Annotated in this window: 21 protein-coding genes and 1 pseudogene; 18 read left to right on the plus strand and 4 right to left on the minus strand. The window is 48.1% G+C overall.

The features are described 5' to 3' along the window. Positions 1 to 39: 39 nt before the first annotated feature. Together mutS and ABXS88_RS12460 are read left to right on the plus strand one after the other, a co-directional pair. On the plus strand, positions 40 to 2,706 hold the full coding sequence (gene mutS / locus ABXS88_RS12455) for a DNA mismatch repair protein MutS (RefSeq protein ID WP_353672368.1): 2,667 nt from the start codon (positions 40 to 42) through the stop codon (positions 2,704 to 2,706). 71 nt (positions 2,707 to 2,777) lie between these two features. Continuing rightward, on the plus strand, positions 2,778 to 2,999 hold the full coding sequence (locus ABXS88_RS12460; RefSeq protein ID WP_353672369.1) for a hypothetical protein: 222 nt from the start codon (positions 2,778 to 2,780) through the stop codon (positions 2,997 to 2,999). Between the two features lie 5 nt (positions 3,000 to 3,004). Here ABXS88_RS12460 and tmk read toward each other — a convergent pair whose 3' ends face one another. Continuing rightward, positions 3,005 to 3,625 carry a dTMP kinase gene (gene tmk / locus ABXS88_RS12465; protein WP_353672370.1) on the minus strand — a complete coding sequence of 207 codons (621 nt, stop codon included), beginning with the start codon at positions 3,623 to 3,625 and terminating at the stop codon, positions 3,005 to 3,007. An 80-nt stretch (positions 3,626 to 3,705) separates the two neighbouring features. Between tmk and ABXS88_RS12470 the strand changes: the two genes are divergently transcribed. The 9 genes and pseudogenes from ABXS88_RS12470 (at position 3,706) to ABXS88_RS12510 (ending at position 11,226) form a co-directional block, all read left to right on the plus strand. Beyond that, complete coding sequence (locus ABXS88_RS12470; protein WP_353672371.1) at positions 3,706 to 4,182, plus strand: NAD(P)H-quinone oxidoreductase subunit N; 477 nt, start codon at positions 3,706 to 3,708, stop codon at positions 4,180 to 4,182. Between the two features lie 381 nt (positions 4,183 to 4,563). Next, the gene (locus ABXS88_RS12475; protein WP_353672372.1) at positions 4,564 to 5,877 is read left to right on the plus strand and encodes a hypothetical protein; all 1,314 of its coding nucleotides are present in this window, start codon (positions 4,564 to 4,566) and stop codon (positions 5,875 to 5,877) included. A gap of 16 nt (positions 5,878 to 5,893) precedes the next feature. Then, positions 5,894 to 7,051, plus strand: coding sequence for a DUF262 domain-containing protein (locus ABXS88_RS12480; RefSeq protein ID WP_353672373.1), 1,158 nt, complete (start codon positions 5,894 to 5,896; stop codon positions 7,049 to 7,051). Then, positions 7,048 to 7,311 (plus strand): MAE_28990/MAE_18760 family HEPN-like nuclease, encoded by a 264-nt coding sequence (locus ABXS88_RS12485; protein WP_353672374.1) that lies wholly within the window; start codon positions 7,048 to 7,050, stop codon positions 7,309 to 7,311. The genes ABXS88_RS12480 and ABXS88_RS12485 overlap by 4 nt, the downstream gene beginning before the upstream one ends. Before the next feature lie 51 nt (positions 7,312 to 7,362). Further along, on the plus strand, positions 7,363 to 8,382 hold the full coding sequence (locus tag ABXS88_RS12490; protein WP_353674761.1) for an IS4 family transposase: 1,020 nt from the start codon (positions 7,363 to 7,365) through the stop codon (positions 8,380 to 8,382). 21 nt (positions 8,383 to 8,403) lie between these two features. Then, a complete protein-coding gene (locus ABXS88_RS12495) occupies positions 8,404 to 8,916 on the plus strand; it encodes an MAE_28990/MAE_18760 family HEPN-like nuclease (RefSeq protein ID WP_353672375.1) in 513 nt (170 codons plus the stop codon). Positions 8,917 to 9,280: 364 nt separating this feature from the next. Continuing rightward, positions 9,281 to 9,658 (plus strand): cupin domain-containing protein, encoded by a 378-nt coding sequence (locus ABXS88_RS12500; protein ID WP_353672376.1) that lies wholly within the window; start codon positions 9,281 to 9,283, stop codon positions 9,656 to 9,658. A 192-nt stretch (positions 9,659 to 9,850) separates the two neighbouring features. Continuing rightward, positions 9,851 to 10,312 (plus strand): hypothetical protein, encoded by a 462-nt coding sequence (locus tag ABXS88_RS12505; RefSeq protein ID WP_353672377.1) that lies wholly within the window; start codon positions 9,851 to 9,853, stop codon positions 10,310 to 10,312. Positions 10,313 to 10,379: 67 nt separating this feature from the next. Then, a pseudogene (locus ABXS88_RS12510) lies at positions 10,380 to 11,226 on the plus strand (IS630 family transposase). Between the two features lie 230 nt (positions 11,227 to 11,456). Here the strand turns inward: ABXS88_RS12510 and psbA are convergent. Further along, on the minus strand, positions 11,457 to 12,539 hold the full coding sequence (gene psbA, locus ABXS88_RS12515) for a photosystem II q(b) protein (RefSeq protein ID WP_353672378.1): 1,083 nt from the start codon (positions 12,537 to 12,539) through the stop codon (positions 11,457 to 11,459). A gap of 275 nt (positions 12,540 to 12,814) precedes the next feature. Between psbA and hflX the strand changes: the two genes are divergently transcribed. After that, positions 12,815 to 14,443, plus strand: coding sequence for a GTPase HflX (hflX, locus tag ABXS88_RS12520; protein WP_353674821.1), 1,629 nt, complete (start codon positions 12,815 to 12,817; stop codon positions 14,441 to 14,443). Here the strand turns inward: hflX and ABXS88_RS12525 are convergent. Next, positions 14,423 to 15,652: a pentapeptide repeat-containing protein gene (locus ABXS88_RS12525; protein ID WP_353672379.1), complete on the minus strand. Its 1,230-nt coding sequence runs from the start codon at positions 15,650 to 15,652 to the stop codon at positions 14,423 to 14,425. The genes hflX and ABXS88_RS12525 overlap by 21 nt on opposite strands. A gap of 388 nt (positions 15,653 to 16,040) precedes the next feature. Between ABXS88_RS12525 and ABXS88_RS12530 the strand changes: the two genes are divergently transcribed. The 5 genes from ABXS88_RS12530 (at position 16,041) to ABXS88_RS12550 (ending at position 22,957) form a co-directional block, all read left to right on the plus strand. Further along, positions 16,041 to 16,976: an isoaspartyl peptidase/L-asparaginase gene (locus tag ABXS88_RS12530; RefSeq protein WP_353672380.1), complete on the plus strand. Its 936-nt coding sequence runs from the start codon at positions 16,041 to 16,043 to the stop codon at positions 16,974 to 16,976. 89 nt (positions 16,977 to 17,065) lie between these two features. Beyond that, positions 17,066 to 18,331 carry a hypothetical protein gene (locus ABXS88_RS12535; protein ID WP_353672381.1) on the plus strand — a complete coding sequence of 422 codons (1,266 nt, stop codon included), beginning with the start codon at positions 17,066 to 17,068 and terminating at the stop codon, positions 18,329 to 18,331. A 118-nt stretch (positions 18,332 to 18,449) separates the two neighbouring features. Further along, complete coding sequence (locus ABXS88_RS12540) at positions 18,450 to 20,465, plus strand: GspE/PulE family protein (protein ID WP_353672382.1); 2,016 nt, start codon at positions 18,450 to 18,452, stop codon at positions 20,463 to 20,465. A 99-nt stretch (positions 20,466 to 20,564) separates the two neighbouring features. Further along, positions 20,565 to 21,698, plus strand: coding sequence for a type IV pilus twitching motility protein PilT (locus tag ABXS88_RS12545; protein WP_353672383.1), 1,134 nt, complete (start codon positions 20,565 to 20,567; stop codon positions 21,696 to 21,698). Positions 21,699 to 21,739: 41 nt separating this feature from the next. Continuing rightward, positions 21,740 to 22,957 carry a type II secretion system F family protein gene (locus ABXS88_RS12550; RefSeq protein WP_353672384.1) on the plus strand — a complete coding sequence of 406 codons (1,218 nt, stop codon included), beginning with the start codon at positions 21,740 to 21,742 and terminating at the stop codon, positions 22,955 to 22,957. Here the strand turns inward: ABXS88_RS12550 and ABXS88_RS12555 are convergent. Beyond that, positions 22,954 to 23,664, minus strand: coding sequence for a class I SAM-dependent methyltransferase (locus tag ABXS88_RS12555; RefSeq protein ID WP_353672385.1), 711 nt, complete (start codon positions 23,662 to 23,664; stop codon positions 22,954 to 22,956). The two genes, ABXS88_RS12550 and ABXS88_RS12555, sit on opposite strands and share 4 nt — an antisense overlap. A gap of 144 nt (positions 23,665 to 23,808) precedes the next feature. Here ABXS88_RS12555 and ABXS88_RS12560 point away from each other — a divergent pair, with 144 nt between their 5' ends. Continuing rightward, positions 23,809 to 25,125: a deoxyguanosinetriphosphate triphosphohydrolase gene (locus ABXS88_RS12560; protein WP_353672386.1), complete on the plus strand. Its 1,317-nt coding sequence runs from the start codon at positions 23,809 to 23,811 to the stop codon at positions 25,123 to 25,125. The last annotated feature ends 10 nt before the right edge of the window (positions 25,126 to 25,135 follow it).

Raw genomic sequence — 25,135 nt, forward strand, 5'->3', positions numbered from 1 at the left:
GCTAAAATTGGAAACCGCTTCCTTTCGGTTTTGTACGCCATGACCCCTGACCCTGCGGCCTTGGAGTTTTCCGGCCCTGCCACCAATAAAAATCCCCATCGTGATTATCGTCCCCTAGACCGCGCCAAGTTAACACCCCTGTTTCAGCACTACATCGAAGCCAAGGAACAGAATCCTGGGGCCCTGTTGTTCTACCGGGTTGGGGATTTTTACGAATGCTTTTTCCAGGACGCGGTGATTATTTCCCAGGAATTAGAACTGGTCTTGACCAGTAAGGAAGGGGGCAAGGAAATTGGCCGGGTGGCCATGACGGGAGTTCCCCACCACGCTCTAGAACGTTACAGTCGGTTGTTGGTGGAAAAGGGCTATGCCTTGGCCATTGGCAATCAGGTGGAAGATGCGGCCGAGGCCCAGGCGGAAAAGCGCATGGTGGAACGGCAGGTCACTAAACTGCTAACGCCCGGTACCCTCACTGACGATAGTATGTTGCCCCCCCGACGCAATAATTTTTTGGCAGCGGTGGTGATCACCGGGGCCAATTGGGGCCTGGCCTACGCCGATATTTCTACAGGGGAATTTTTTACCCTCCAGTCCGCTAACTTGGAAGACCTGGCCCTGGAATTACTCAGGCTACAGCCCGCCGAGGTGTTGGTTCCTACTAGTGCCCCGGATGTGCGGGGCCTACTCCGACCAGGGGAAAGTTCCCCCCATTTACCCCAGGGCCTACCGACGGGCTTTTGCTATTCCCTCCGCTCCCCCAAACCCTTTGATGTCATTGAGGCTAAACAGAAACTCTTGACCATCTTTCGGATTCGCTCCCTAGAGGGCCTGGGCTGTGAGGGCCTGCCGTTGGCGATCCGGGCCGCTGGGGGCCTGCTGGAATACATCGAAGAAACCCAAAAGGCGAATCTTGTTCCCCTGCAACCCCTCAAAACCTATAACCTGACGGACTTCATGGTGCTAGACCACCAAAGTCGGCGTAACCTCGAAATTCACCAGACGGTGCGCGAAGGCAGTTTTTACGGTTCCCTCCTCTGGGCCTTGGATCGCACCTGTACCTCCATGGGGGGACGGGCCCTACGGCGCTGGCTCCTGCAACCCCTACTCGACCCCAAGGGCATCCGGGCCCGGCAACAAACCATTCAGGAATTAATCGAACAATCACCCCTACGCCAAGACCTGCGGCAAGTGCTCCGTCAGATCTATGACCTGGAACGCCTCAGTGGGCGGGTCGGGGCCGGTAGTGCCAATGCGCGGGATGTGTTGGGCCTGGCCACCTCCCTTGTCCGCCTCACGGATCTGGCTCACCTGGCCAGTCAGGGCCAATCCCCCTACCTGCGGGCCCTGCACAATATTCCTCCTGACTTGGAGGAATTGGGACGCTATGTCATTGCCAATCTCGTCGAAAATCCTCCCCTGCACCTCAAGGAAGGCGGTGTGATTCGGCCCGGTGTCAACGAGGCCCTAGACCAGATGCGTCAACGGATTGAAGATGATAATCAATGGTTAGCCAATCTAGAAGTGACGGAACGACAGCGTACCGGCATTAGTAACCTCAAGGTGGGCTACAACAAAACCTTTGGCTATTATCTCAGCCTGCCCCGCAGTAAGGCCGAGCAGGTACCCGACAACTACATCCGCAAGCAAACCCTGGTCAACGAAGAACGCTACATTACACCGGAGCTTAAGGAACGGGAGAGCCGCATTCTGACGGCCCAGGATGACCTCAACCAACTAGAGTACGAAATTTTCGTGGAAATTCGCGATAAGGTTGCGGAAAAGGTTCAACCCATTCGGGAAGTGGCCAAGGCGGTAGCAGCCCTGGATGTTCTATCTGGCCTAGCGGACGTGGCCATCTTCCAGGGCTATTGTTGTCCTGAGATCAGTGCAGACCAGGGCCTGGAAATTGTTGCGGGTCGCCATCCTGTCGTAGAGCAAATTCTCGGGGCCGGTTTCTTTGTGGCCAATGACACCCATCTCGGCTCACAGGCCCTGGAATCCCACCCCGACCTGATTATCTTGACGGGCCCTAATGCCAGCGGCAAAAGCTGTTACCTGCGCCAAGTTGGCCTGATTCAACTGATGGCCCAAACTGGCAGTTTTGTACCGGCCCGGTCGGCCCGCCTCAGTATCTGCGACCGCATTTTTACGCGGGTAGGGGCAGTGGATGACTTGGCCACGGGACAATCCACTTTTATGGTGGAAATGAACGAAACCGCCAATATTTTGAACCATGCCACCCCCCAATCCCTAGTGCTCTTGGATGAAATTGGCCGGGGAACTGCCACCTTTGATGGTCTGGCCATTGCCTGGTCAGTGGCGGAATATCTGGCGACAGCCATCAAGGCTCGAACCATTTTTGCCACCCACTACCATGAACTGAATGAACTGGCTTCTATCCTGGACAACGTGGCCAATTACCAAGTCACTGTGCAAGAACTCCCCAACGACATTGTTTTCCTGCACCAAGTCCAACCCGGCGGTGCGGATAAATCCTACGGTATCGAAGCGGGCCGCTTAGCCGGCCTACCCAAATCCGTTATCCAACGGGCCCGCCAAGTGATGGGCCAAATCGAAAAGCACAGTAAGATCGCCGTCGGTCTGCGCAAAAGTAATCCCACCAAAACCAAAGTCCAGGACAGTGCAACGAAAGGACTGCCCCCCCTCCAAGCCGAACAACTGGATATTTTTGGTCAAGTCACCTGATGCCCACAGAGAAAAGGCTCGCTTCTCTCCCGGTTTTCTAGAATAAAGAAAGATTGACTAGAGGTTCTCCCATGGATAAAGATACGCGCTTTGCTCTGCTGGTGGTTGGGGTACCCCTGCTGGGAGCCGGCTACTGTGGCCTGATGTTGGCTACAATGTTTGCCTTTCCCGAAGCCCGACTCCATCCGATTCTGACCGCAACGGTTTTTGTCCTGGCCCCTTCTATTGTGTCCGGTACGATTTGGCTGTTGTCTTCTAGCAAGGCTAAAAACAAGGCCCGTCTAGGTCTCTAGGGCCTTTAAAATTGCTGTAAAAACGCCACAATTTGTTGGTGCAGGGCCTCTGGGGATTGGTTGGCCGCTAAACAAAGCAAAGGATGGGAATAGTTCTCTAACAAACGCTGGTAGTTTCGGCTGACTTCCCTTAATTTGTCTTCTTTTTCGTAGCATTCCCGCTGTTGGCGGGCCCCCAGGCGTTGCAGGGCCTGTTCCACGGGCAAATCGAGATAAATCAAGGCATCCGGCGGGGGAAAATCCTGGTTTAAGCGCTCAATAAACTGCCAATCTTCGGGCCGGTGGGCATTGTAGGCAAAGGAAGAAAAATAGTAACGGGGGGTAATAATGTGGCAACCCTGCTGGTCACGGGCCGGGAGGATGCCGTCCTGGGCGTTGTAGAGATGGTAATAGCGATCCGCCGCAAACAGATAGCCCATCTGCTGTTCAAATTCTTGGGCCGTGGCAAAAGGCAAGATATTCGCCGCCAATACCTGACGAATCAACTGACCAATGGGCCCCGATGAAGGCTCTGGACTCACCAGCGCGGCCTGGCCCTGGCCCTCAAAATAGGTTTTTAAATAGTCCGCTTGGGTCGTTTTCCCGGAACCATCTATGCCCTCCAGGACAATAAATAAAGGCTTCATCAATTACGGCCCCTGCTTTGCTGTTGCCTGAGTTTACCCTATAATCAGGGTCAGATTTATCCTTTCTAGACAAAAGCCCTATGCCATTACTGACGACCGGAAAAGGATTTTTAAAGGCCCTAGAACAAGCCGGGGCGTTGAGTGTCTATGCGCCCCTAGAAGGCGGTTACGAAGGCCGCTATCAACGTCGTCTCCGGGCCAATGGCTACACCACCCTCTCGTTAACGGCTCGGGGCCTGGGAGATCTCAGTGCATACCTGATGGGTACCCATGGGGTTCGTCCTCCCCACCTGGGCAAGAAAAACATTGGCCTAGAGGCCGCCGTCGGCCCAGTTTATTTTGTGCCTCCCATTGCTGGCTATCAATTGGAAAACCTCTCGCCCCAATCGAAAGGCTTGGTTCTTTGGATTCTCGAAGGCTATGTGCTTTCCACGGCGGAACTGCAATACCTGGTTAACCTTACCCAGCAGGAACCCAAACTCAAAGTCGTGATCGAAATGGGCGGCGACCGACAATTTCGCTGGCAGACCCTGGAAGACTCCCTGAAGGCGGCCTAAGGCTAGCTCTTAAAATCTGGAAAAATCAGGCCCTTGGGGGCTTAATGACATCGGCCAAGCTTGTACGAAGAGCTTGGCCTGTTTTATTAGGGAATTAGAGACTTATGGTTAATCGCTAAGCTCGCTAAATTAACTGTGTATTTCGGTGAGCTAGTTTGTACGATATGTCTATCGGAGATAGCCTGTGAACGTTAATTAAAGATCATGATAATAGAGGCAATCACGACGAATGTTTCTGTATAATCCACAGGTAAGCTATCCATTCAGGGTAGAGGAGTAGTCCAATTCTAATTAGGCACAAAAGCAACATCAAATCTAGGGTTTAGATAGTCAAGTGGTTTGGTTTTTACTCTTACAAACCCATCTATTATATAGCTTGATATGAATACTTTAATTGACAATCTTGTCATCCAAAATCCGAAACGAGATGCTAAGGCTCTTGTTGGACGCACCAACATATATCCTTACTATGCTGGCTTCTCACCATCCTTCATACATACAATCCTTACTTCGAGAAGTGTACCAAAAGAAGCAATAATTGTTGATCCTTGGAATGGAAGTGGAACAACAACAACCACAGCTGCCAAGCTTGGCTATTGCACGCAAGGCTATGATCTTAATCCAGTTATGGTCGTTGCGGCAAAGGCGAGTATGCTCAATATAAGAGATAAAAGCAGCTTGTGGCCTATTGCTGTAGATATTATGAGCAAAGCCTTGAAAGACAAGTTAACAGTTGCTAGTAATGAAGATCCATTATGTATATGGATAATGCCTGATAGTGTAGCAATAGTACGTAGAATAGAGAAAGCTTTACAAATTCTTCTTGTTGATAGTAATAATTATCAAATGCTAAGAACTCGCAATGACTTTAACACACTGTCAGATATTGCTTCTTTTTTCTATACTGCTCTTTTTCGTTCCATTCGTAGTTTAGTTGATGATTTCATTGCGTCTAATCCAACTTGGGTAAAGAAACCCAAAGATCTGTCGTCTAGAATTCAGCCAAGTTCAGAAGTAATCATTAATAAATTTGGCACAGAAGTTCAAAGGATGATACAAGCTATTGAAAATGAAGATTTTAATAATCAAAGCTTTTTGGGAAAGGCATCAATTGAGGTAGCTTCGTCTGAAGCCTTACCTATTTCTGATGAATCTGTTGATTTTATTTTATCATCGCCTCCATATTGCACTCGCATTGATTATGCAGTAGCAACTATGCCAGAACTTGCTTTGCTTGGGTACGGCTTGAATAACGATTTTCAAAATCTCCGCAGAAAGCTAATCGGTACCTCAACAGTCCCACAAAAATCTATTACTCCACTACTTTCATGGGGTAAGACATGCAATTTATTTCTTCAAGAGCTCATAAAGCATGAATCAAAAGCGTCAAAGACATACTATTACAAAAATCATACTCAGTACTTTAATGCAATACACATATCGTTTTCAGAGCTTAGCCGAATACTGCACTCAAGCGGATCATGTATTATTGTTGTTCAGGATTCATATTATAAAAATATACACAATGATTTACCCCAGATATTTATCGAAATGGCAAGCAACCACAATTTAAAACTAGAGCGAAGGGTTAATTTTAACAAAACGAGAACAATGGCAGATATTAATTCAAGATCAAGTAAGTATAGAAAAAACAAATTAATAACTGAGAGTGTACTCTGTTTTTCAAAAACTTAGTTTATTGAGGTTTTATATGACATCACTAGATACTCAAGAATCAAGAATAGTTGAGCTAATTAATGCAGTTGACAATCAAATTAAGAAAGTCCATACTCAAAGTCTTGACATATCTTTTAACGAATTACTAGATATGTATAAGAGCGGTGAACTAAATATAAATCCTGACTATCAGCGATTATTTCAATGGTCTGAAGGTGCTCGTTCTCGTTTTATTGAGTCACTTTTACTAGAAATGCCAGTACCCCCAATATATGTTATTGAGGAGAGTGATGGTAAATATATGCTTATAGATGGGCTTCAAAGAATATCCTCGTATTTACATCTTCGAGGTGAGCTAGAAGCAGAACATCTGGATCCGCCAATACATCGTGGTGAAAAACTCATACTAAGAGAGTGTGATATCGTTCAAGAGTTAAATGGAAAGACTTTTGACCACTTGGGGACGGCCCTACAAATAAGGCTTAAACGTGCTTTTGTACGAGTTGAAGTCGTAAGAAAAGGTAGTGATCCCAAGTTCAGGTATCACATGTTTAAACGCTTAAATACTGGTGGTTTACTGCTAACCCATCAACAACTTCGTAATTGTACTATTCGCCTACTTGATCCAACATTCAATGATTTTATTATTAATTTGAGTAAAGAAGCTGCATTTCGAGAGTGTATAATGAGTCTAAACCAAGAGAGGGTTCTGGAAGCATATGATCAGGAACTGGTGCTAAGGTTTTTCGCGCTCAAAAATTATCGTGATAAATTTGAGCATGACGTAGCAGATTTTCTCACTGAATATATGGAGGCTGTTTCTGAGCCAGACTTGGAGAAACGGTTGTCTTTTAACTATGAGCAGGAAAAAGACATTTTCTGTAAAACGTTCCTGATTTTTCAAAAAACTCTTGGCGAATATGCTTTTGCGGCGGCAAATCGCGCACGAGAAACATTGACACGAGGTTTCGCAGTATATCATTTTGAGGCATTTACTATTGGGCTCCAGCCATATTTAGAACAACTTGATCCTAGTAATGATGTAATGATAGAGAATTTGGAGAACACTTTTAGATCAATAAAGTGTGATGAGCAATTTGTTCGAATGACAACGGGTGGAGGAAAAAATTCAAGAGGCCTTCTTCGTGATCGAATTGACTTCGTTAAAGATAGAATTCAAAGTGCAATATGAATATTTCAGATGTTTGGGCCGAGATAGAAGCGGAACAGGCTTGGCGACAGGATGAAATTAGATTTTTCCAAAATCAGTCAACATTCGTTGCTCCCGAAAAACAAGATCACTTTCGAAGGGCTCTCATTTTGCTTTTATATGCTCACTTTGAAGGCTTCTGCAAATTCGTCTTTATTCTTTATGTGAATAATGTTAATTCTGCAAATATAAGATGTGGTGAAGCAGAAGTGTTGAATGTTAGAAGAAAATCAAAAAGGTAAAGCCCCTAAACTTGTATAATTAGGGGCACAAAATCAAAATAACTGAATATGATTATATCAAACTTTCCTCAAGTTGTGCAAAAGCATCTGGGTCACTTGCCCAAAAAGGATTATCCAGAACTGGACACCTTTAAGTTTGTCTCAATTTGGCTAAGTTTCGTGCTAGACCAAAGCCAAACAAGCATGAGAAGTCAATTCAAGAGATTAAACGCGAGAGGAGAGTCAGTAGATATATCGACCTTCTCAAAAGCAAGTAAAAAGCGAAACCCAAAGGTTTTTAAAGAAATATTAAAAAAGCTAAAAAAAGAAGTAGAAGTCTCTCGAGAACCAGAAAAAAGGGAACTGGTTTTGTTTCCACTGGACTCAACAGTGATATCGTTAACGAGCAAATTATTATGGAGACAAGGACATCATCAGGTAAAACTATTTAGTGGGATTAATTTAGACACAGGAGCCCCAGGAGGAATAGTAATTAATTTTGGTCAAGGGCATGATAGTAAATATGGGAATGAAACGATAGAAGCAACGCCAGAGAATGGAGTTGGGATAATGGATAGAGGATTTTGTAGTCTAGCAAGAATAGCAAAACTGCAAGAAGAGAAAGAGCGTTACTTTGTGTTAAGAACAAAGAACAATATAAGCTTAAATATGCTGGAAAATGGAAAGTATGAAATAGGAAGTGGGAAGGAAAAGCTAGAAGGAAGAGTAGTAGTATTTAGTGATAGAGAAGAAAGAACAGAGTTTAGGTTGGCAACAAATTTACCAGAAGAGGGAGAGGGAGGAATAAGTAATGAAGAGATAGCTGAGTTTTATCGATTGCGTTGGCAAATAGAACTATTATGGAAGTTCTTAAAAATGCACTTAAAGTTGGACAGGCTAATCACTAAAAATACAAACGGAATAGAGATTCAGATTTATAGTTGCCTGATTGGATATTTAATGTTGAGATTGGTAAGAATTCCGAAAGAGTTTGGGGAATCTTTATTAGATAAGCTACGGTATTTACAGGCATTTATGTGTGAAAAAATAAGTTATGTACACTGGCTAAGAGAGTTAGTGGTAAATTGTTGAATCTGGGCTTTTACAGAATCGTTGTGTCTATTCCTTGGTGGTTCAAATAAACCATTCAATATTTCTGGTGGTGAAGCAAACTACGCTATTGCTGCTGCATCACTGTCAGATTTATTTAACACCTTACGAAATCCAGAGAAAAAGTGCCCAGAATTTCAGCGGACTTTACCGGATGATGCAGAACTCCATCTGTTTGCAAGAGACCGTGAATTTATAGAGCAGACTACTAGCTTTGACAATAGGCCGGTACAAATACCCGAAAGGGTAGTTAATGCTGAAGCTAATTTAAAACCTGTAGTTCTTCGTAAAATTTTATATCGTCTTGGTTTTTCACACGACCAGTTAAGTAATGTTGAAGGAGAAATTCATCGTCTTCTTAATTACCGAAATAAGATTGCACATGGTGAATCATCTTCAGGTATTAATTTAGATGAATACTTGGCTCTCAGAGAAGCGACATTCAAAATCATGGATGAAGTTAAACGATTAATCATAGAAGCAATACAAAATCGGCATTATCTACGTCAAGAATGAATGGATACTGAATAAATAAAATAGTTAATATAGGGCGAACATGTATTTGCTGGATAACACGATGTTCAACTAAAAAACTAAAAGACAATTTTGTTAATGTGACTTACTATCTGTTAGCGAAGAACGCTGAGCTATATCTGTGCTTGGCATGATCCGATACATCGAACATACTAGCGCATGAGGCATTGGCAGAGTTGTTTTATGGCTTTTATTGCTTGTATAGAGGTAGTGGAAGTAAATCGCTCAGAGTTGTTTAGACTCAAGTTGCTAAAATGTTGTCAGCAAGACAACAAACTTTTTTAAATTAGTCTATTCTTGATTTTCACTCTCTATTTTGAGTTGTAATAGAAAGTCAAGATTGACCATGAACAGAATATTCAGCAATGCTAAATTCGTTCAACCGACAGACGCAGAACCGATTCGGTCAGTCATCACTGAATCTATAGATGCTGCGGTTATCGTTTGGTACATCAAACCAGGACAGGAAATCTATCCCCATATCCACCCCCAGGGGCAAGATACCTGGACTATTTTGCAAGGGAAAGGAGAATATTATCTGGATAAAGCAGGTACTAAGCAGTCGATCGTTGCCGGTGATGTGGTCGTTGCTTATACCGGATGTGTGCATGGCGTATTTAACAATGGTGACGAACCACTCATTTTTATTTCGGTTGTATCGCCATCTGATGCAGGCTATCAACGCATTTCTTTGGAAAATATGTTGACCAATCCCTCTAATTAGTGTTTTATTTAGTACAATAGTTGATCGTTATTGTTATAATAAAAGACAGTATATTCAAAACATTAAATATATATAAAAATCGATGAAATTTACTCTATTTATTACAGTTTCGTTTTTTTCGGTAAATTTAAGGTATTGACTCCCCAAAGCACTCACTTTTTTGCCATAACCCAGGCCTAGGACTCTCGCATAATGTTGTCTTCCCTGCCGTGTCGCCAATTTACACAATTCTTGACTGCCGCATCGATTGCGACTCTTATCTTGCCCATCAGCCGTAAGGCCATGATCAAGAGATTGCGAGTGCCAAAGAATATCATCTTGATGTTTCAATCGGCCCATTGCCCAGAAAGTAATCCGATAGAGCAAGTGTGGCAATACCTGAAAAAAAGATTGCACTGGAAGAGTCCTAAAACCTTAGATGAATTGCACTGGAAGAGTCCTAAAACATTAGATGAGCTGAGGGAGTTATTGTGGGAGCAATTACTGGTTTTAATGAAGGAGACGATAGCCTCAATCACAGGAAGGGCATCGATACTAGAGGCGTTATCTGTGCTGGGTTTTGAAGATTTGGTATTACGGGCCCAAGCAAAATGGGATAGACAACATGCATTATTTGCCGAGGCGGGAATTGAAATTTATAGCCAATTCGATTAAGAGTGGGACAGTTGGTTATGAAATTCCGTTACAATGACTGCTGGACTCCTTTCGGAAAAAACTGATTATGGCTCACAGCCTTGATTCGCGACAAAAGGTCATTAACTTTATCGAAGCTGGTGGTAGTGTAACAAAAGCGGCGCAAATATTCAAGGTCGGCAGATCTAGCATTTATCGATGGCTTGATAGGGAAGACCTTGCTCCCACCAAGGTAGAGCATCGTAAGAAAAAAGTAGACATTAAAGAACTCGAAGAAGATGTAAAGAAAAATCCCGACATCCCCTTGAAGGAACGAGCCCAGAAATTCGGTGTTACTTCAAGTTCTCTGTGCTACAGATTTAAGAAGATGAAAATCACGCAAAAAAAAACAACTTCGCTATCAAGAAAGAAATCACGGTGAAAGAGCAAAATACTATAGAGAGCTAAGAGAGTTGGTGAAGATTTACGGTATTGCAAGCCTGGTGTTTATAGATGAAGCGGGGTTTGAGGAGTTTGTATCATCGATATATGGATGGTCAAAAAGAGGGAAAAGAATCTATGGAGAAAAGCAGGGTAGAAGAGGAAAGAAAGAAAATTTAGTGGCAGGAAGAAGAAAAGGAGTAAAAGACTTTATAGCGCCAATGTTATTTATGGGGAGTCTAAATGCAGAAGGGTTTGAGGGATGGTTAAAATATCATTTGTTACCAGATTTAAAAGGGCTATCAGTCTTAATAATGGATAATGCACCAATTCACCGAAAGAATACAATAAGACAGTTAGTAGAGGAAGCCGGGCACAAGGTATTATTTCTGCCGACATACTCACCTGATTTAAATGACATTGAACATGACTTTGGGGCGTTGAAGAGAGCAAGAATCAATGCCAATGGAGAGAAAAGTATTGACGAAATCATCCGTGAATATTGTGCCAGTTAGTGTCCCATTCTTATTTGAATTGGCTATATAGCTGATTTAGTTGATTATGGGACAATCACGAACAAGGAAAAGCTTGCTGGCAAAGGATTTCAGTCAGTCGAGCCGTATTATTGTCAATCTAAACAGCTATAAAAGGATTTCTTACAGCTAGCCAACGCAAAAGCGCCTCCCATTGTTAGAAGACGCCTTTGAGTGAATTACTTATTCAATTGTTAGTTCCATCTCAGGAATTAACCATGAATCGCAGGGGCGGTCAGAGCTACCGGAGCTTGGTCGCCAGAAGCGAGGTCTAGGGGGAAGTTGTGAGCATTGCGCTCGTGCATTACTTCAAAACCAATGTTGGCACGGTTCAGTACATCAGCCCAGGTGCTGATCACACGACCTTGAGAGTCAAGGATAGACTGGTTGAAGTTGAAGCCGTTCAGGTTGAAGGCCATGGTGCTTACACCCATCGCCGTGAACCAGATACCAATTACCGGCCAAGCACCCAAGAAGAAGTGCAGAGAACGGCTGTTGTTGAAGGAAGCGTATTGGAAAATCAAACGACCGAAGTAGCCGTGGGCTGCAACGATGTTGTAGGTTTCTTCTTCTTGACCGAATTTGTAGCCATAGTTCTGAGACTCAACTTCGGTGGTTTCACGCACCAAGGAGGAGGTCACCAAAGAACCGTGCATGGCAGAGAACAGAGAACCACCGAATACACCCGCAACTCCCAGCATGTGGAAGGGGTGCATCAGGATGTTGTGCTCAGCTTGGAACACGATCATGAAGTTGAAGGTACCAGAGATACCCAGGGGCATACCATCGGAGAAGGAACCTTGACCAATGGGGTAGATCAAGAACACAGCGGTAGCGGCGGATACGGGGGCAGAGTAAGCCACGCAGATCCAAGGACGCATGCCTAAGCGGTAGGAGAGTTCCCACTGACGACCCATGTAGCAGAAAACGCCAATGAGGAAGTGGAAAACAACCAACTGGTAGGGACCACCGTTGTAGAGCCACTCATCGAGGGAAGCAGCTTCCCAGATGGGGTAGAAGTGCAGACCAATCGCATTGGAGGAAGGCACAACAGCACCAGAGATGATGTTGTTACCGTAGAGCAGAGAACCAGCAACGGGCTCACGGATACCGTCGATGTCAACGGGAGGAGCGGCGATGAAGGCAATGATGAAGCAGGTGGTAGCAGTTAGCAGCGTGGGGATCATCAGAGTACCGAACCAACCGACGTAGATGCGGTTGTTGGTGCTGGTGACCCACTGACAGAACTGTTCCCACAGAGAAGCGCTCTCGCGCTGTTGTAGGGTAGTGGTCATGGTTTTATAATTCCTGTTATGAATTTGTCAAGGTGCGGATTGCGTTTGACACCTCCTATATTACGGATTTCCTCACCCTTTGTAAAGCTTTGTAAAGAAGTTTTAATGATGTTTTTGTTGATTGCTAAGATAAGTTTTGGTTATGTAATTGACAGGCCAAGGGCGCAAGCGGGGATCTTAAGATGGGAAAAGTACTCATTTAGGAAACGCTTATCGATACAATTTTCGGCAATCTCCAGGGCCTCAAATCCAGTCAAGTTAGACAACTCCAGCGCCTGTACCATCAACGCTTACCCGGCCATTGCCTGGCTACGGGGGAACTGGCCCAGCGCCTGGGGGCCATTAGTACCGAACTCAACCAACCCGTCTCTGTTTATGTGAATCGTCGGGGCCAGGTGATCCGGGTAGGGGTCGGCACCCCGCGTCAGACCCAAATTCCGCTCCTTGAGTTGCCGCGCTACGGGGCGGAACGTCTCTCAGGGATTCGCTGTATTACGACGAGTTTGTCGGCGGAACCCCCAACGGAATCCAGCTTAACGGCCATGGCCCTGCAACGGCTGGATGCCTTGATTGTCTTACTGGTGACGGGCAGTGGCTTTATGCGTCGCGGGGGAGGCATGGCGGGCTATGTAGACTCGGCTTATCTGGCTAATCTCCTACCCCAAATGTCAGAGGAGGAAGCGGTTACGGCCCACTGGCAGGTAACTGGCCCCCTGGGAATAGAGAAAATAAGCCAAGAAAGCGTGCTAGACCTGGTAGAAAGCCTGGAAGCGGAGTTTCAACGGGAGTTCATTGCCCGGCAGGTGGAAGCGGGCCAGGATCGGGTCTTGATCGTTGGCCTGCAAACGGACTCTGGGCCGGATCTCCTCTTTGAGGAAGGCTTGGTAGAGCTAGAGCGTCTCGTGGATACGGCGGGGGGAAAGGTGCTAGAAATTGTGCGCCAAAAGCGGTCGAGTCCCCATCCCCAAACGGTGATTGGGGCCGGCAAGGTAGAAGAAATTGCCCTCACGGTGCAAACCACCAGAGCTAATTTAGTCGTTTTCAATCGGGATCTTTCGGCTTCTCAGATTCGTAATTTAGAGGTTCGTTTAGGGGTACGGGTGATTGACCGGACAGAGGTCATTCTCGACATTTTTGCCCAGCGGGCCCAATCCCAAGCCGGTAAGTTGCAGGTGGAACTGGCCCAATTGGAATACATGATGCCGCGCCTGACGGGGCGGGGTAAAGCCATGTCGCGTTTGGGGGGCGGCATTGGCACCCGAGGGCCAGGGGAAACCAAGTTGGAAACGGAGCGCCGGGCCATTCAAAAACGGATTACTCGTCTCCAGCAGGAAGTCAATCAACTCCAGAATCATCGGGCTCGTTTACGCCAAAAACGACAAAAACAAGCCATTCCCAGCGTGGCCATTGTGGGCTATACCAATGCAGGAAAATCGACTTTAATTAACGCCCTAACTCAGGCAGACGTTTACATTGCCGACCAACTCTTTGCGACCCTCGACCCCACTACCCGCCGTCTGACAGTGCTGGATTCCCAGGGCCAATTGTCCCAGACGCTCTTGCTCACGGATACGGTAGGCTTTATCCACGAGTTACCCCCGGCCCTGGTGGATGCCTTTCGGGCCACGTTAGAAGAAGTCACGGAGGCCGATGCCCTGCTCCAACTCGTCGATCTGTCCCATCCGGCCTGGAAACGACAGTTAGAATCCGTAGATACGATTCTTCAGCAAATGCCCATCAGTACCGGCCCGATGTTGATTGCTTTCAATAAAATTGACCAAGTGTCCAGTGAAGCCCTGGCGGAAGCGCAACAGCTTTATCCCCAGGCGGTCTTTATTTCTGCTAGTAAACGCCTGGGATTGGAAACCCTGAAGCAGCACTTGCTACGCTTGGTGAGACTCTGATTGGGCCAATTTATTAGGAATGCCGGCACAGCCGCCAGGAATCGTTTCACGGGTGGCTTCGCCGCCCCAGGCACAGCAATAGTAGCGCTGGTCTTCACTGAGGTTTTTCACGTCGGTAAAGTCTGCTTTTTCCACCACTGCCCCGGTAAACTCACCGGTTTCGTAGTTGGCGGTATGGTGACGACTGCGGGGGGAAGCCATTTGGGCCGATCCGTAGAATAATCGTGTCCCCTTAAGGTCAGCCCTCTGGAGATCAGCTTCGTAGAGAACAGAACGAGATAAATTGGCCTTGGCTAGATCGGTATCCTGGAGGTTGGCTCGAATGAGGTAAATTTCACTGAGATCCACCCAACGCAGGTCTTGGCCGGCCAACTCCGCTGCTACCAGCATCACGCTCAAATTAATCACCCGAATGCCGTGGTGTCGGTCTTCCTGGTAGCCTCCTAACCCATCAAAGATCGGTCGGCCGAGGTAGTAGTCTCGTTTTAGAGGCGTCAGCAAACGGGATTGGGACAAAAACCGCAGAATTTTAGCCTTCCCTGCTGCATCTACACTGGCCAAAATGGCAGCGGTACGACCTTCGGCAAAGGCCCGCTCCTGGGGCCAGTCTTCGAGCATCCCTTCTTCATTTAAGGCCAGGTCAGAAACACCTTGGAAATAGGCATCAATGGTCTGCTGTTGGGTAATGCGGTTCTGTTGAATGGTTAGATCTTTAGAAATGACGTACTGTTGCCAGGCCACGTAGACCGCTAGCAAGGCGATCATGATCTGGCCCAGGGCCCCCACCCATTCGGCCCAGGAACCAAATTCGTCGTATTTAAAATTAGTCAACCAGTGTTGAATCAGGCGATAAACCCCTAAATAATTGGCCAATCCAGCCAGGGCCGCAAAAAAGGCCAGAATTCCGATCAAGGAGCGACGTTCCTGAGGCGTCAGGTAGCGCTGAATCCAAGATTGCACCGAAGGCAAAATCACCTGCAACGAAAATATTAGGGCCAGCAAGGCTCCCATCACTCCCAACCAGGCCCAGTGCCAGATCAGACCTAGCACCATCAGGCTGACAGCCCCTAGGGGAAAAACCGGGTTCGAGGCCCTGAAGTTTTGGCGGACAAGAACAGAAAACAAGGCAGAGGGTGCTTCTGGAAGGATCACAGGTGCTTTAGCGGTTGGCTCCAGGAGTAGTTTAGGGTCGGGGGGAGAATCGGTCATAGCAGATCAGCGACGCAGTAGCAAATTGAAGTGTTGTCGAGGGTATCGCAAAATATCGTAGCCAATCGTCGAAAGACTGGGTCTGAAACCTTGTCTTTTAGGACGACCTTATATTACGGACTTTTGGGGACTGGTATGACCCCGTCAAGACCAGGCGTTCAAGCCAATCAACCCGCTTAATTTTCCTTGGATTTCACCGCGACTGGGGGTATGTTTGGCAATGTTGGCGGATGGACTAGCGCAATTTCATCCCAAGGGAGAATAGTTTTAGGAGCCGGAAACCCTATTTTTGGAGCTGGCATTAATTTGGGTGATGCCCGGAAATCCCTGATTCTGCAAGAACCGCATGTGCTTTGATAAAGAGTAGACTTTACCCCTAACCGAACCTATGCAACCCAAACTGATTATCCACGGTGGCGCTAGTTCCCTCGACGACAAAGGGGGCCTAGCCCTGGTTCGACAATCCCTCCATCAGATTGTTATGGAAGTGTATCAGGCCCTGAATCAGGATCTGACCGCCGTGGAAGCTGTGCGCCTCGGTTGCGAGTTACTGGAAAATGAGCCTCGCTTTAATGCCGGAACGGGTTCTGTGTTGCAATCCGATGGTCAAGTGCGCATGAGTGCTTCGTTGATGGATGGCCAACGGCAGAACTTTAGTGGTGTAATCAATGTCTCTCGGGTCAAGAACCCCATTCACCTAGCCCACTTTCTTCAGCAGGAAACCGACCGGATTTTGTCGGACTACGGGGCCTTGGAATTGGCCCGCGAATTACAAATTCCCTGCTACGATCCTCTAACAGATTTTCGCATCCAGGAATGGCTAGAGGAACGCAAGGATAATTTTCAGAAAAAAATGGCCCGGTTGATTGCAGAACCTGCCGATACGGAGGCTCGCAAGGGAACGATTGGTGTAGTCGCCTTGGATCGAGAAGGACGGATTGCGGCGGGAACCTCTACCGGCGGCAAAGGGTTAGAACGGATTGGTCGGGTGAGTGATTCGGCGATGCCAGCCGGTAATTATGCCACTGCCCAAGCTGGGGTGAGTTGCACCGGCGTTGGCGAAGATATTATCAACGAGTGTTTAGCGGCCAAGATTGTGATTCGGGTCGGGGATGGTTTGTCCCTCCAGCAGGCCATGACCAAATCTATTACAGAAGCCCAGGCCCATAGTACTGATCTAGCCGCCATTGCCCTAGACCAGCAGGGCAACTTGGCCTGGGGGAAAACCTGCCCTGTGCTCTTAGCGGCCTATCATACCGGCCAGTCCCTCGGCGATACCCTAGAATTGGCGGATGATCAGGCCTGGGGGCATGTCAGTGCCTAAATCATTCGCCTAGATCCCAATCCTAGCCCTAGGGAGAATAGGCTCTATGCTAAGATTTTGGCCAACCTGTACCTCCCGTTTTGTCCATCGTGTTCCTCTCTGGCTTCTATCGTTTCCGTCGCTACGCCCTTGCCCTGACCCTTGGCCTGGCTGGCTTGGGGATTTTGCCTGAACCAGGGCCGGCCATTCCCTTTACCCCCACGGCCCCACCCCCACCAGCCACCACCCGAGAGTTGACCGATCCCCTCAATCCGGCCCGCTTTCCGGTCGATCCATTAGTCCCTGCTAGTGTGCCCTTGACACCTTTTCAACGCCGTCGTCTGCGCGAGGCTCTAGACCAACTAAATCAAGATGCCCAGGCCCAATGGAATGCCGGCAATCAAGAGGCAGCGCTGGAAATTTGGTACCGAGAATTGCGGGCCCGCCGTAAACTCAGCACCCTCGAAGAAATTAATGCCCTGGGACGGGTCGGTGGCATTGTCTGGGAAAAGAGCCGTAAGGAGGACGTCCTTGCCATTAGCAATCGCCTAGAAGCGATTAAACGAGAACAGGAACAAAAAAAAGCCTTGACCCCGGAAATTCTGACGGCCTTGGCTACCGCCTATCAACAAATTCGCAGTCTAGATGAGTCCATTGCTCTTTACCAAGAACTCCGTCGCCAGGCCCAACAACGCCAGGACATCAAGGCGGAAAACCAGGCCCTAGGGATGTTAGGTGAGCTGTATTTGGCAAAATTCGACTATCCGAAGGCCGCAGAAATATATGAGTTACTGTTGAGCCGAGCCCAAGCCAGTAAAAATACTTACGCCGAAGGGATTTTCTTGCAAAAATTAGCCATGATCTATAGCAAGGCCTCGGAAGCAGACAATGCTATTCGCATCAAGGAAGCACTTTTAAACCGCTACGTTAATAATCAAAAAATTGAGCTAGTCCCCGATCTGAAGATTGCCATTGCTGACGACTATAATCGCCTCAACCAAGCTGAAAAAGCGAGTAAAAATTATCAAGAAGCCTATACCTTAGCCTGGTCTTTGCGGCAGTACGGCGTGGCCAGTCTGGCCTTGAAAAAATTAGGAGACCTCTATTTATCTAATGGGCAAGCCAATTACGCTCTGCAAATCTATCAACAATTACTCCGGGTTGAACAACAATCCTATAACTACTACGGCCTGATGCAGACCTACGAAATCATTGCCCAACTCTACCGCAACGCGAAACAATATCCACCGGCTATTACCGCCACGGAACAGGCCCTGTCCCTGGCCCGCTCTCTCAAGTATCAAGACCGTGAGGAGGCCCTCTTGGGTCAACTACAAACTCTCACTCAAGAAATGCAGCCAACGACCCAGCCCTAGTCCTACCCAAATCTAGTTTCCCAAGGGCGATAATTCCTGAGAAATTCGCCGCTCGATGGTGAATTATGATGATGGGTGAGGCAAACTGGTTATTAACGAAACTCCCGTGGGTTGTGCTATGGCTTATTCATCTTCTAAAAAGACTCGTGCAGTTGCACTGCGTAACTACTTTTCTCCCTTTGGCAATAAGCTGGTGGCAGGGGGACATATTGAACCCGAACAGCTACGCCAGGCCCTGGTGCAAGTCAAGAAGTCAGGGCGGTCTTTACCCGAAGAGATTCAAGCCATTACCGGTCGGGCCCTGTCGCCGGATCTCCTCCGCCAGTACAAGAAAAACCAACTGTTTGAGCTAAAAGTTCTCTACGGGGTCGATAGTCTCGACCCGGAATTAGCCCCAGTGGCTACGCGGGAAATGGCGGAGCTGATTCAAGACCTTATTCCCCTAGATACCTGTCGGCGGTATAAGGTTCTTCCCATGGCTCGGCAGGATACCGACCCACCCAGCATCCTAGTGGTGATGGTCAACCCCGATGACCTGGCGGCCCAGGATGAACTCCAGCGCATTCTGCGTTTCAAAGGTCTGGAGCTACGGCGTTTGGTGATCACCCAGGAAGATTTTGAACAACTCCTGGAGCAGTATTATGGCATTCAGCAAGAACTCGAGCAGGTTCGCGAAAAACAAGCGAAGGACAAGGAATTAGATAAATTAGCCGACATTACCGATATTGTTGGCTCCCTGGACATGAATTTAGGGGAGGTGCGGGATGAAGATGCCGATTCCCTGGACTCTAAGGACGCGAACCAAGCTCCAGTCATTAATTTGGTCAATAAAGTAATGGCCAAGGCCCTCCAGGAAGGGGCCTCGGATATTCATATTGAACCCCAGGAAGAAACCCTCCGCATTCGCTTCCGCAAGGATGGCGTTTTGCACCAGGCCTTTGATCCCCTACCCCGCAAGGTGACCCCCGCAGTAGTTGCTCGTTTCAAGATCATGGCAGATTTGGACATTGCGGAGCGACGGGCCCCCCAAGATGGCAAAATTCGACGCATCTACCAGGGCCGGAAGGTCGATTTTCGAGTTAACACCATCCCAAGTCGCTACGGGGAAAAGGTTTGTCTGCGGATTCTGGACAATACAGCCACCCAATTGGGTCTCGATAAACTGATTACCAATGAAGAAACGCTAAATACCGTGCGAGAACTAGCCAGTCGTCCCTACGGCTTAATTTTGGTGACAGGGCCAACGGGGTCAGGAAAATCCACCAGTTTGTACTCTGTCCTGGCGGAGCGCAATAGCCCTGAAGTCAATATCAATACGGCAGAGGATCCCATTGAGTACTCCTTACCTGGTATTACCCAGGTACAAGTCATTCGGGAAAAGGGAATGGACTTTGCCAATATCCTGCGGGCCTTTATGCGTCAGGATCCCGATGTGATTCTAGTCGGGGAAACCCGCGATAAGGAAACGGCCAAAACCGCTATCGAGGCGGCCTTGACTGGTCACTTAGTATTGACAACCCTTCATACCAATGATGCGGCCGGGGCCATTGCCCGCCTAGATGAAATGGGGGTGGAACCCTTCATGGTGTCCGGGGCTCTGCTGGGAGTCTTGGCCCAGCGCTTGATGCGGCGGGTCTGTACCGAATGCCGGATTCCCTATAATCCCGGCCGTGAAGAACTTTCGCGCTTTGGCTTCTCTATTTCTGGAGATGAATCCATTACCTTCTACCAGGCCAATAGCCTCAGTCCTGATGAAATTCATGAGGCCCGCAAAACAGGGACGCTTTGTCCTAAATGCAATGGCAGTGGCTACAAAGGCCGAGTTGGTGTGTACGAAGTGATGCGGAACTCGGAACGCATTGCCAGCCTGATTAATGAAGGTGCCACCACCGACCGGATTAAGGATTGTGCCGTGGAGGAAGGGATGGTTACGCTTTTAGCCTACAGCTTAAATCTGGTACAGGAAGGCTATACGACCCTTGAAGAAGTAGAGCGCGTCACCTTCACCGATACCGGACTAGAGTCGGAATTACGAGCCAAGCGCAAGAGCGCCCTCACCTGCCGGACTTGTCAAGCGGAACTACAGCAAGAATGGCTCGATTGTCCCTACTGTATGACTCCCCGCTTTACTTAAACACAATGGTGAAAAATTATTGTTAATCCCCCCATTTCCTGAATCTAGCCCCTAAACTTTGAATAACCGTTACCCTCGACGACCAAGGAGCAATCTACGATGGCTGTGGAATATATTATTGAAGACCTGATGGAACAATTGGTGGAAATGGGCGGCTCGGATATGCATATCCAGGCTGGCGCTCCCGTCTATTTCCGCATTAGTGGCAAATTGAACCCCATCAATGATGAAGTTTTGAGCCCCCAGGATAGCCAGAAGCTGATTTTTAGTATGCTGAACAATTCCCAGCGCAAGGAATTGGAGCAGAGTTGGGAATTAGATTGTTCCTACGGCGTTAAGGGCCTGGCCCGCTTTCGGGTCAATGTGTATAAAGAACGCGGCTGTTACGCGGCCTGTTTACGGGCCCTGTCGTCGAAGATTCCGAATTTTGAACAGTTGGGTCTGCCGACCATTATTCGGGAAATGGCGGAACGACCGAGGGGTCTAATCCTGGTGACGGGACAAACGGGCTCAGGTAAAACCACCACCTTGGCGGCAATTTTGGATTTAATCAACCGGACGCGGGCGGAGCATATTCTCACTATTGAAGACCCGATTGAATACGTTTTCCCTAACGTCAAGAGTCTCTTCCACCAGCGTCAGAAAGGGGAAGACACCAAGAGCTTCGCAAATGCTTTACGAGCGGCCCTGCGGGAAGACCCGGATATTATTCTGGTGGGGGAAATGCGGGACTTGGAAACCATTTCCCTCGCCATTAGTGCGGCAGAAACCGGACACTTGGTCTTTGGTACCCTCCATACCAATTCAGCCGCCAGTACTATCGACCGGATTTTGGACGTCTTTCCCGCTAACCAGCAGGCCCAAATTCGAGCCATGCTCTCCAATTCTCTACTAGCGGTGTTCAGCCAATGTCTAGTTAAGAAAAAGGCCCCAAAACCGGGGGAATTTGGCCGAGCCATGGCCCAAGAAATTATGGTGATTACCCCCGCTATTGCCAACCTGATCCGGGAAGGGAAAGCCCCTCAGATTTACTCCGCCATCCAAACCGGGGCTAAATTAGGGATGCAGACCATGGAACAGGCCCTAGCAACCTTGGTGATGGCCGGCACCATTTCCATGGAAGAGGGCCTATCCAAGAGTGGTAAGCCCGATGAGCTACAGCGCTTAATCGGCGGGGCCGTCCCCTCCCCGAATGCTCCCGCCGCTAATGCCGCGGCCAAAGTCCGGCGTTAAGTTAAATCCCTTGGAGATATTGCAGGAGAAAATAATTCACCATGGCTACCTTTGTTGCCCAAGTTAAAGACAGTACCGGTAAAGTCCTGAAAAAAAAGGTGGACGCCATGTCCCCCGAGCAGGCCCGCCTCATTCTCAAACAACAGTATCCTGCCATCGGAGCGATTAAACCAGCTAGTGGCGAGATTAACCTGGAATTTCTCGAAAATTTACTCAATAAAGTTACGGTCAAGGACAAGGCCGTGTTTTCCCGCCAATTTTCCGTCATGATCAATGCCGGGGTGGCTATTGTCCGCTGTTTAAGTGTCCTCGGGGAACAATGTCCCAATCCTAAATTGAAACGGGCCCTAGGCGGCATTAGCTCAGAAGTCCAGCAAGGGAACAATCTCTCGGAGGCCATGCGCCGCTACCCCGAGTGTTTTGATGACCTCTACGTCAGTATGGTAGAAGCTGGAGAAACAGGGGGGGTACTCGATGAAGTCCTCAATCGTCTATCCAAGCTCCTAGAAGACGTGGCTCGCCTACAAAACCAGATTAAATCGGCCATGGCCTATCCCGTGGCTGTTGGGTTTTTAGCCGTTGTCGCTTTCCTTGGAATGACGATTTTTCTAATTCCCGTCTTTGCCAATATTTTTGAAAGCTTAGGCGGCGAATTACCGGGGTTAACAAAATTCATGCTGAACCTGAGCAATTTTCTGCGCAGTCCCCTGGCGATTATTCCCGTTGTTGTCATCATTGTTGCGGTTTTTCTATTCAAGCGCTATTACTCCACCCATGCGGGGCGCCGCCAAGTCGATGCCGTGATGCTTAAACTGCCTCTCTTTGGCCCTCTCAATGAAAAAACGGCTGTTGCTCGCTTTTGTCGTGTTTTTGGAACCTTAACCCGCTCCGGAGTTCCGATTATTCAGTCCTTGGAAATTGTTGGTGATACCATTCCCAATAAAATCATTTCCGACGCGATTGATGGGGCCATCGCTGAAATTCAATCCGGGGGAATGATGAGTCTAGCCTTGCAAAAAGCCAAAGTGTTTCCATCCTTAGCCATTCAAATGATCAGCATTGGCGAAGAAACTGGGGAATTAGATTCCATGATGATGAAGGTGGCCGACTTCTACGAAGATGAAGTTGAACAAACTGTTAAGGCTTTAACCAGCGTTATCGAGCCCCTTATGATGGTGTTTATTGCTGGCATGGTCGGCACGATTCTCCTGTCCATGTACCTCCCCATGTTCAAAATCTTTGACAAACTGGGTAACTAGTACAAAACCCAAACCTCCTCCGTACCTTGCACCCCTTGGTAAAGCCGCTCTAGCTGGGTAAAACCGGCAGCGGCAGCCCAGGACTGGAGATCGAGGCTCGTTTCTGGATAGTCACTACTGCGGATATGCTCCAGAATTAGTGTCTTAGTCTCAGCGGTAGCCAGGGGCCAGTCCTGTTCCATCATCTGGCCGTAGTGCTGGAGGTATTGCTCACGACTCTCACCGGCCTGACGCACGACATCCGCCCAAAGGAAATAGCCACCGGGCCGTAAACAAGATCGAGCCTCCTTTAAAAACAACTGTTTTTGCTCCTGAGACAGATGGTGTAAACAAAAAGCGGAGAGCATCACGTCTACAGGCTCCCTCTGTTGTCCAATAAAGCTCAAGACATCTGCCTGAATCAATTGAAAAGTGGGGAAGCGGCCCTGGAAAGTCTGCTGGGCCAGGGCCAAGGCCGGTTGGGAGAGATCCACACCGGTATAGCTGACCACCGGCAGACCTGTAAAGACCTGGGCCGAAAAACTACCATCGCCACAGCCGAGGTCAAAACAAGTAAACGGTTCCCAACAGTTATCCTGGAGGTAGGTTTGGAGTACCTGGGCGATCTGCCGGTGCTCCATGTAGTTATAGCGGAGGATTTGCTGATAGCTGTCCCAGGCTTGGAAAAATTGGCTAATGGCCTGGAGGTCAGGGGCAGGGCTAGACATAGGACAGAGTCGTCGGAGCGGGTTGAGGATTAGTCCTCAGCATAGCGGAAAGTTCTCCCCGTCGCTGGCTCCTGTCGGCTGAAACCCAAGTCTATTACCGGTTCCCTGTGAGGCAACCAATATCCATCCAGCGTAGGACGGCCCATGGAATGGCAACAACTCTTAAGTGCTAAACGATTAGGCAAAACCCACCCGGAAGACAGTTCCTTTGAGCGCACCGCTTTTTTAAAGGATTATGACCGCATCGTCTATTCCACGGCCTTTCGCCGTCTCAAGGATAAAACCCAGGTTTTTCCCCTGTCTAAAAATGCTGATGTCCGTACCCGCCTAATCCATAGCTTGGAAGTTTCCTGCGTGGGGCGTTCCCTGGGACGGATGGTGGGCGAACAAATTATCCAGCGTCATCAGCTCCAGCAGGTCGATGCCGCTGATTTTGGCGATATTTTATCTGCTGCCTGCCTAGCCCATGATATTGGTAATCCCCCCTTTGGCCATGCTGGGGAAGATGCCATTCAAACGGCTTTTCAGCATTGGTATCGTCAAGACAACCCCAAAGGGAGTTTACTCTCTCCCCTAGAAAAAGCGGATTTTGACCAATTTGAGGGCAATGCCCAGGGATTTCGCATTTTAACCCGCCTGGGAATGCCCCATCGCTACGGCGGGATGCAACTGACCTGTACCACTCTGGCTACCTTTACTAAATATCCCCGCGAATCCTTAATCTCTTCTAAAACCTTAAAACATCACACGGGCCAAAGCACCCGCAAATACGGTTTTTTCCAAGCAGAAAAGGAATTATTCCAGGAAGTCGCCGAGACGGTGGGGTTGGTTCGTCGTCCTGGCCCGGCCCATTGGTGGTGCCGCCATCCCCTGACCTTTTTGATGGAGGCCGCCGATGATATTTGCTATTCCATTGTTGATCTTGAAGACGGTTTTCACATGGGCCATCTTCCCTTTTCGGAAGTGCGGGATTTGCTAGCCGCCATTGCCGAAACGGATCTAGGGGAGTATGAAGTCAATCAAGAAGAAACGATTAAACGGCTGAGGGCCAAGGCCATTAATAAATTGGTCGTGGAAGTTGCTCAACTTTTCCTTGATTGGGAACCCAGCATTTTAAAGGGAGAATTTGACCAAAGCCTCGTCGGCCAGAGTCGCTTTGCCGACATCCTGAAAAACATTGAGGTTAAAACATCAGCTTCTGTGTTTCATCATCCTAATGTGGTTCGCATTAAGGTGGCGGGCTACGAAGTTTTAGGGGGCCTGTTGACGGAATTTTTGACGGCTATCTATCAAAATAATAAAAAAAGTCAACTGGTGCGCTATATGTTACCCGAGCAATTTAGCCCCGCGCCGAACCAAAGTAACTACGCTAAGATGCTCAATATTACGGACTACATCGCCGGTATGACGGATCTCCAGGCAACCCTCCTCTTCCAGCAATTACGGGGAATTACCCTATGACCGCCTCCCG

Source organism: Synechocystis sp. LKSZ1 (genome assembly GCF_040436315.1).
Lineage (GTDB): Bacteria > Cyanobacteriota > Cyanobacteriia > Cyanobacteriales > Microcystaceae > Synechocystis.

Coding starts and splice junctions, on each gene's coding strand:
- mutS (WP_353672368.1), top strand. CDS start 40: ATGACCCCTGACCCTGCGGCCTTGGAGTTTTCCGGCCCTGCCACCAAT.
- ABXS88_RS12460 (WP_353672369.1), top strand. CDS start 2,778: ATGGATAAAGATACGCGCTTTGCTCTGCTGGTGGTTGGGGTACCCCTG.
- tmk (WP_353672370.1), bottom strand. CDS start 3,625: ATGAAGCCTTTATTTATTGTCCTGGAGGGCATAGATGGTTCCGGGAAA.
- ABXS88_RS12470 (WP_353672371.1), top strand. CDS start 3,706: ATGCCATTACTGACGACCGGAAAAGGATTTTTAAAGGCCCTAGAACAA.
- ABXS88_RS12475 (WP_353672372.1), top strand. CDS start 4,564: ATGAATACTTTAATTGACAATCTTGTCATCCAAAATCCGAAACGAGAT.
- ABXS88_RS12480 (WP_353672373.1), top strand. CDS start 5,894: ATGACATCACTAGATACTCAAGAATCAAGAATAGTTGAGCTAATTAAT.
- ABXS88_RS12485 (WP_353672374.1), top strand. CDS start 7,048: ATGAATATTTCAGATGTTTGGGCCGAGATAGAAGCGGAACAGGCTTGG.
- ABXS88_RS12500 (WP_353672376.1), top strand. CDS start 9,281: ATGAACAGAATATTCAGCAATGCTAAATTCGTTCAACCGACAGACGCA.
- ABXS88_RS12505 (WP_353672377.1), top strand. CDS start 9,851: ATGTTGTCTTCCCTGCCGTGTCGCCAATTTACACAATTCTTGACTGCC.
- psbA (WP_353672378.1), bottom strand. CDS start 12,539: ATGACCACTACCCTACAACAGCGCGAGAGCGCTTCTCTGTGGGAACAG.
- ABXS88_RS12525 (WP_353672379.1), bottom strand. CDS start 15,652: ATGACCGATTCTCCCCCCGACCCTAAACTACTCCTGGAGCCAACCGCT.
- ABXS88_RS12530 (WP_353672380.1), top strand. CDS start 16,041: ATGCAACCCAAACTGATTATCCACGGTGGCGCTAGTTCCCTCGACGAC.
- ABXS88_RS12540 (WP_353672382.1), top strand. CDS start 18,450: ATGGCTTATTCATCTTCTAAAAAGACTCGTGCAGTTGCACTGCGTAAC.
- ABXS88_RS12545 (WP_353672383.1), top strand. CDS start 20,565: ATGGCTGTGGAATATATTATTGAAGACCTGATGGAACAATTGGTGGAA.
- ABXS88_RS12550 (WP_353672384.1), top strand. CDS start 21,740: ATGGCTACCTTTGTTGCCCAAGTTAAAGACAGTACCGGTAAAGTCCTG.
- ABXS88_RS12555 (WP_353672385.1), bottom strand. CDS start 23,664: ATGTCTAGCCCTGCCCCTGACCTCCAGGCCATTAGCCAATTTTTCCAA.
- ABXS88_RS12560 (WP_353672386.1), top strand. CDS start 23,809: ATGGAATGGCAACAACTCTTAAGTGCTAAACGATTAGGCAAAACCCAC.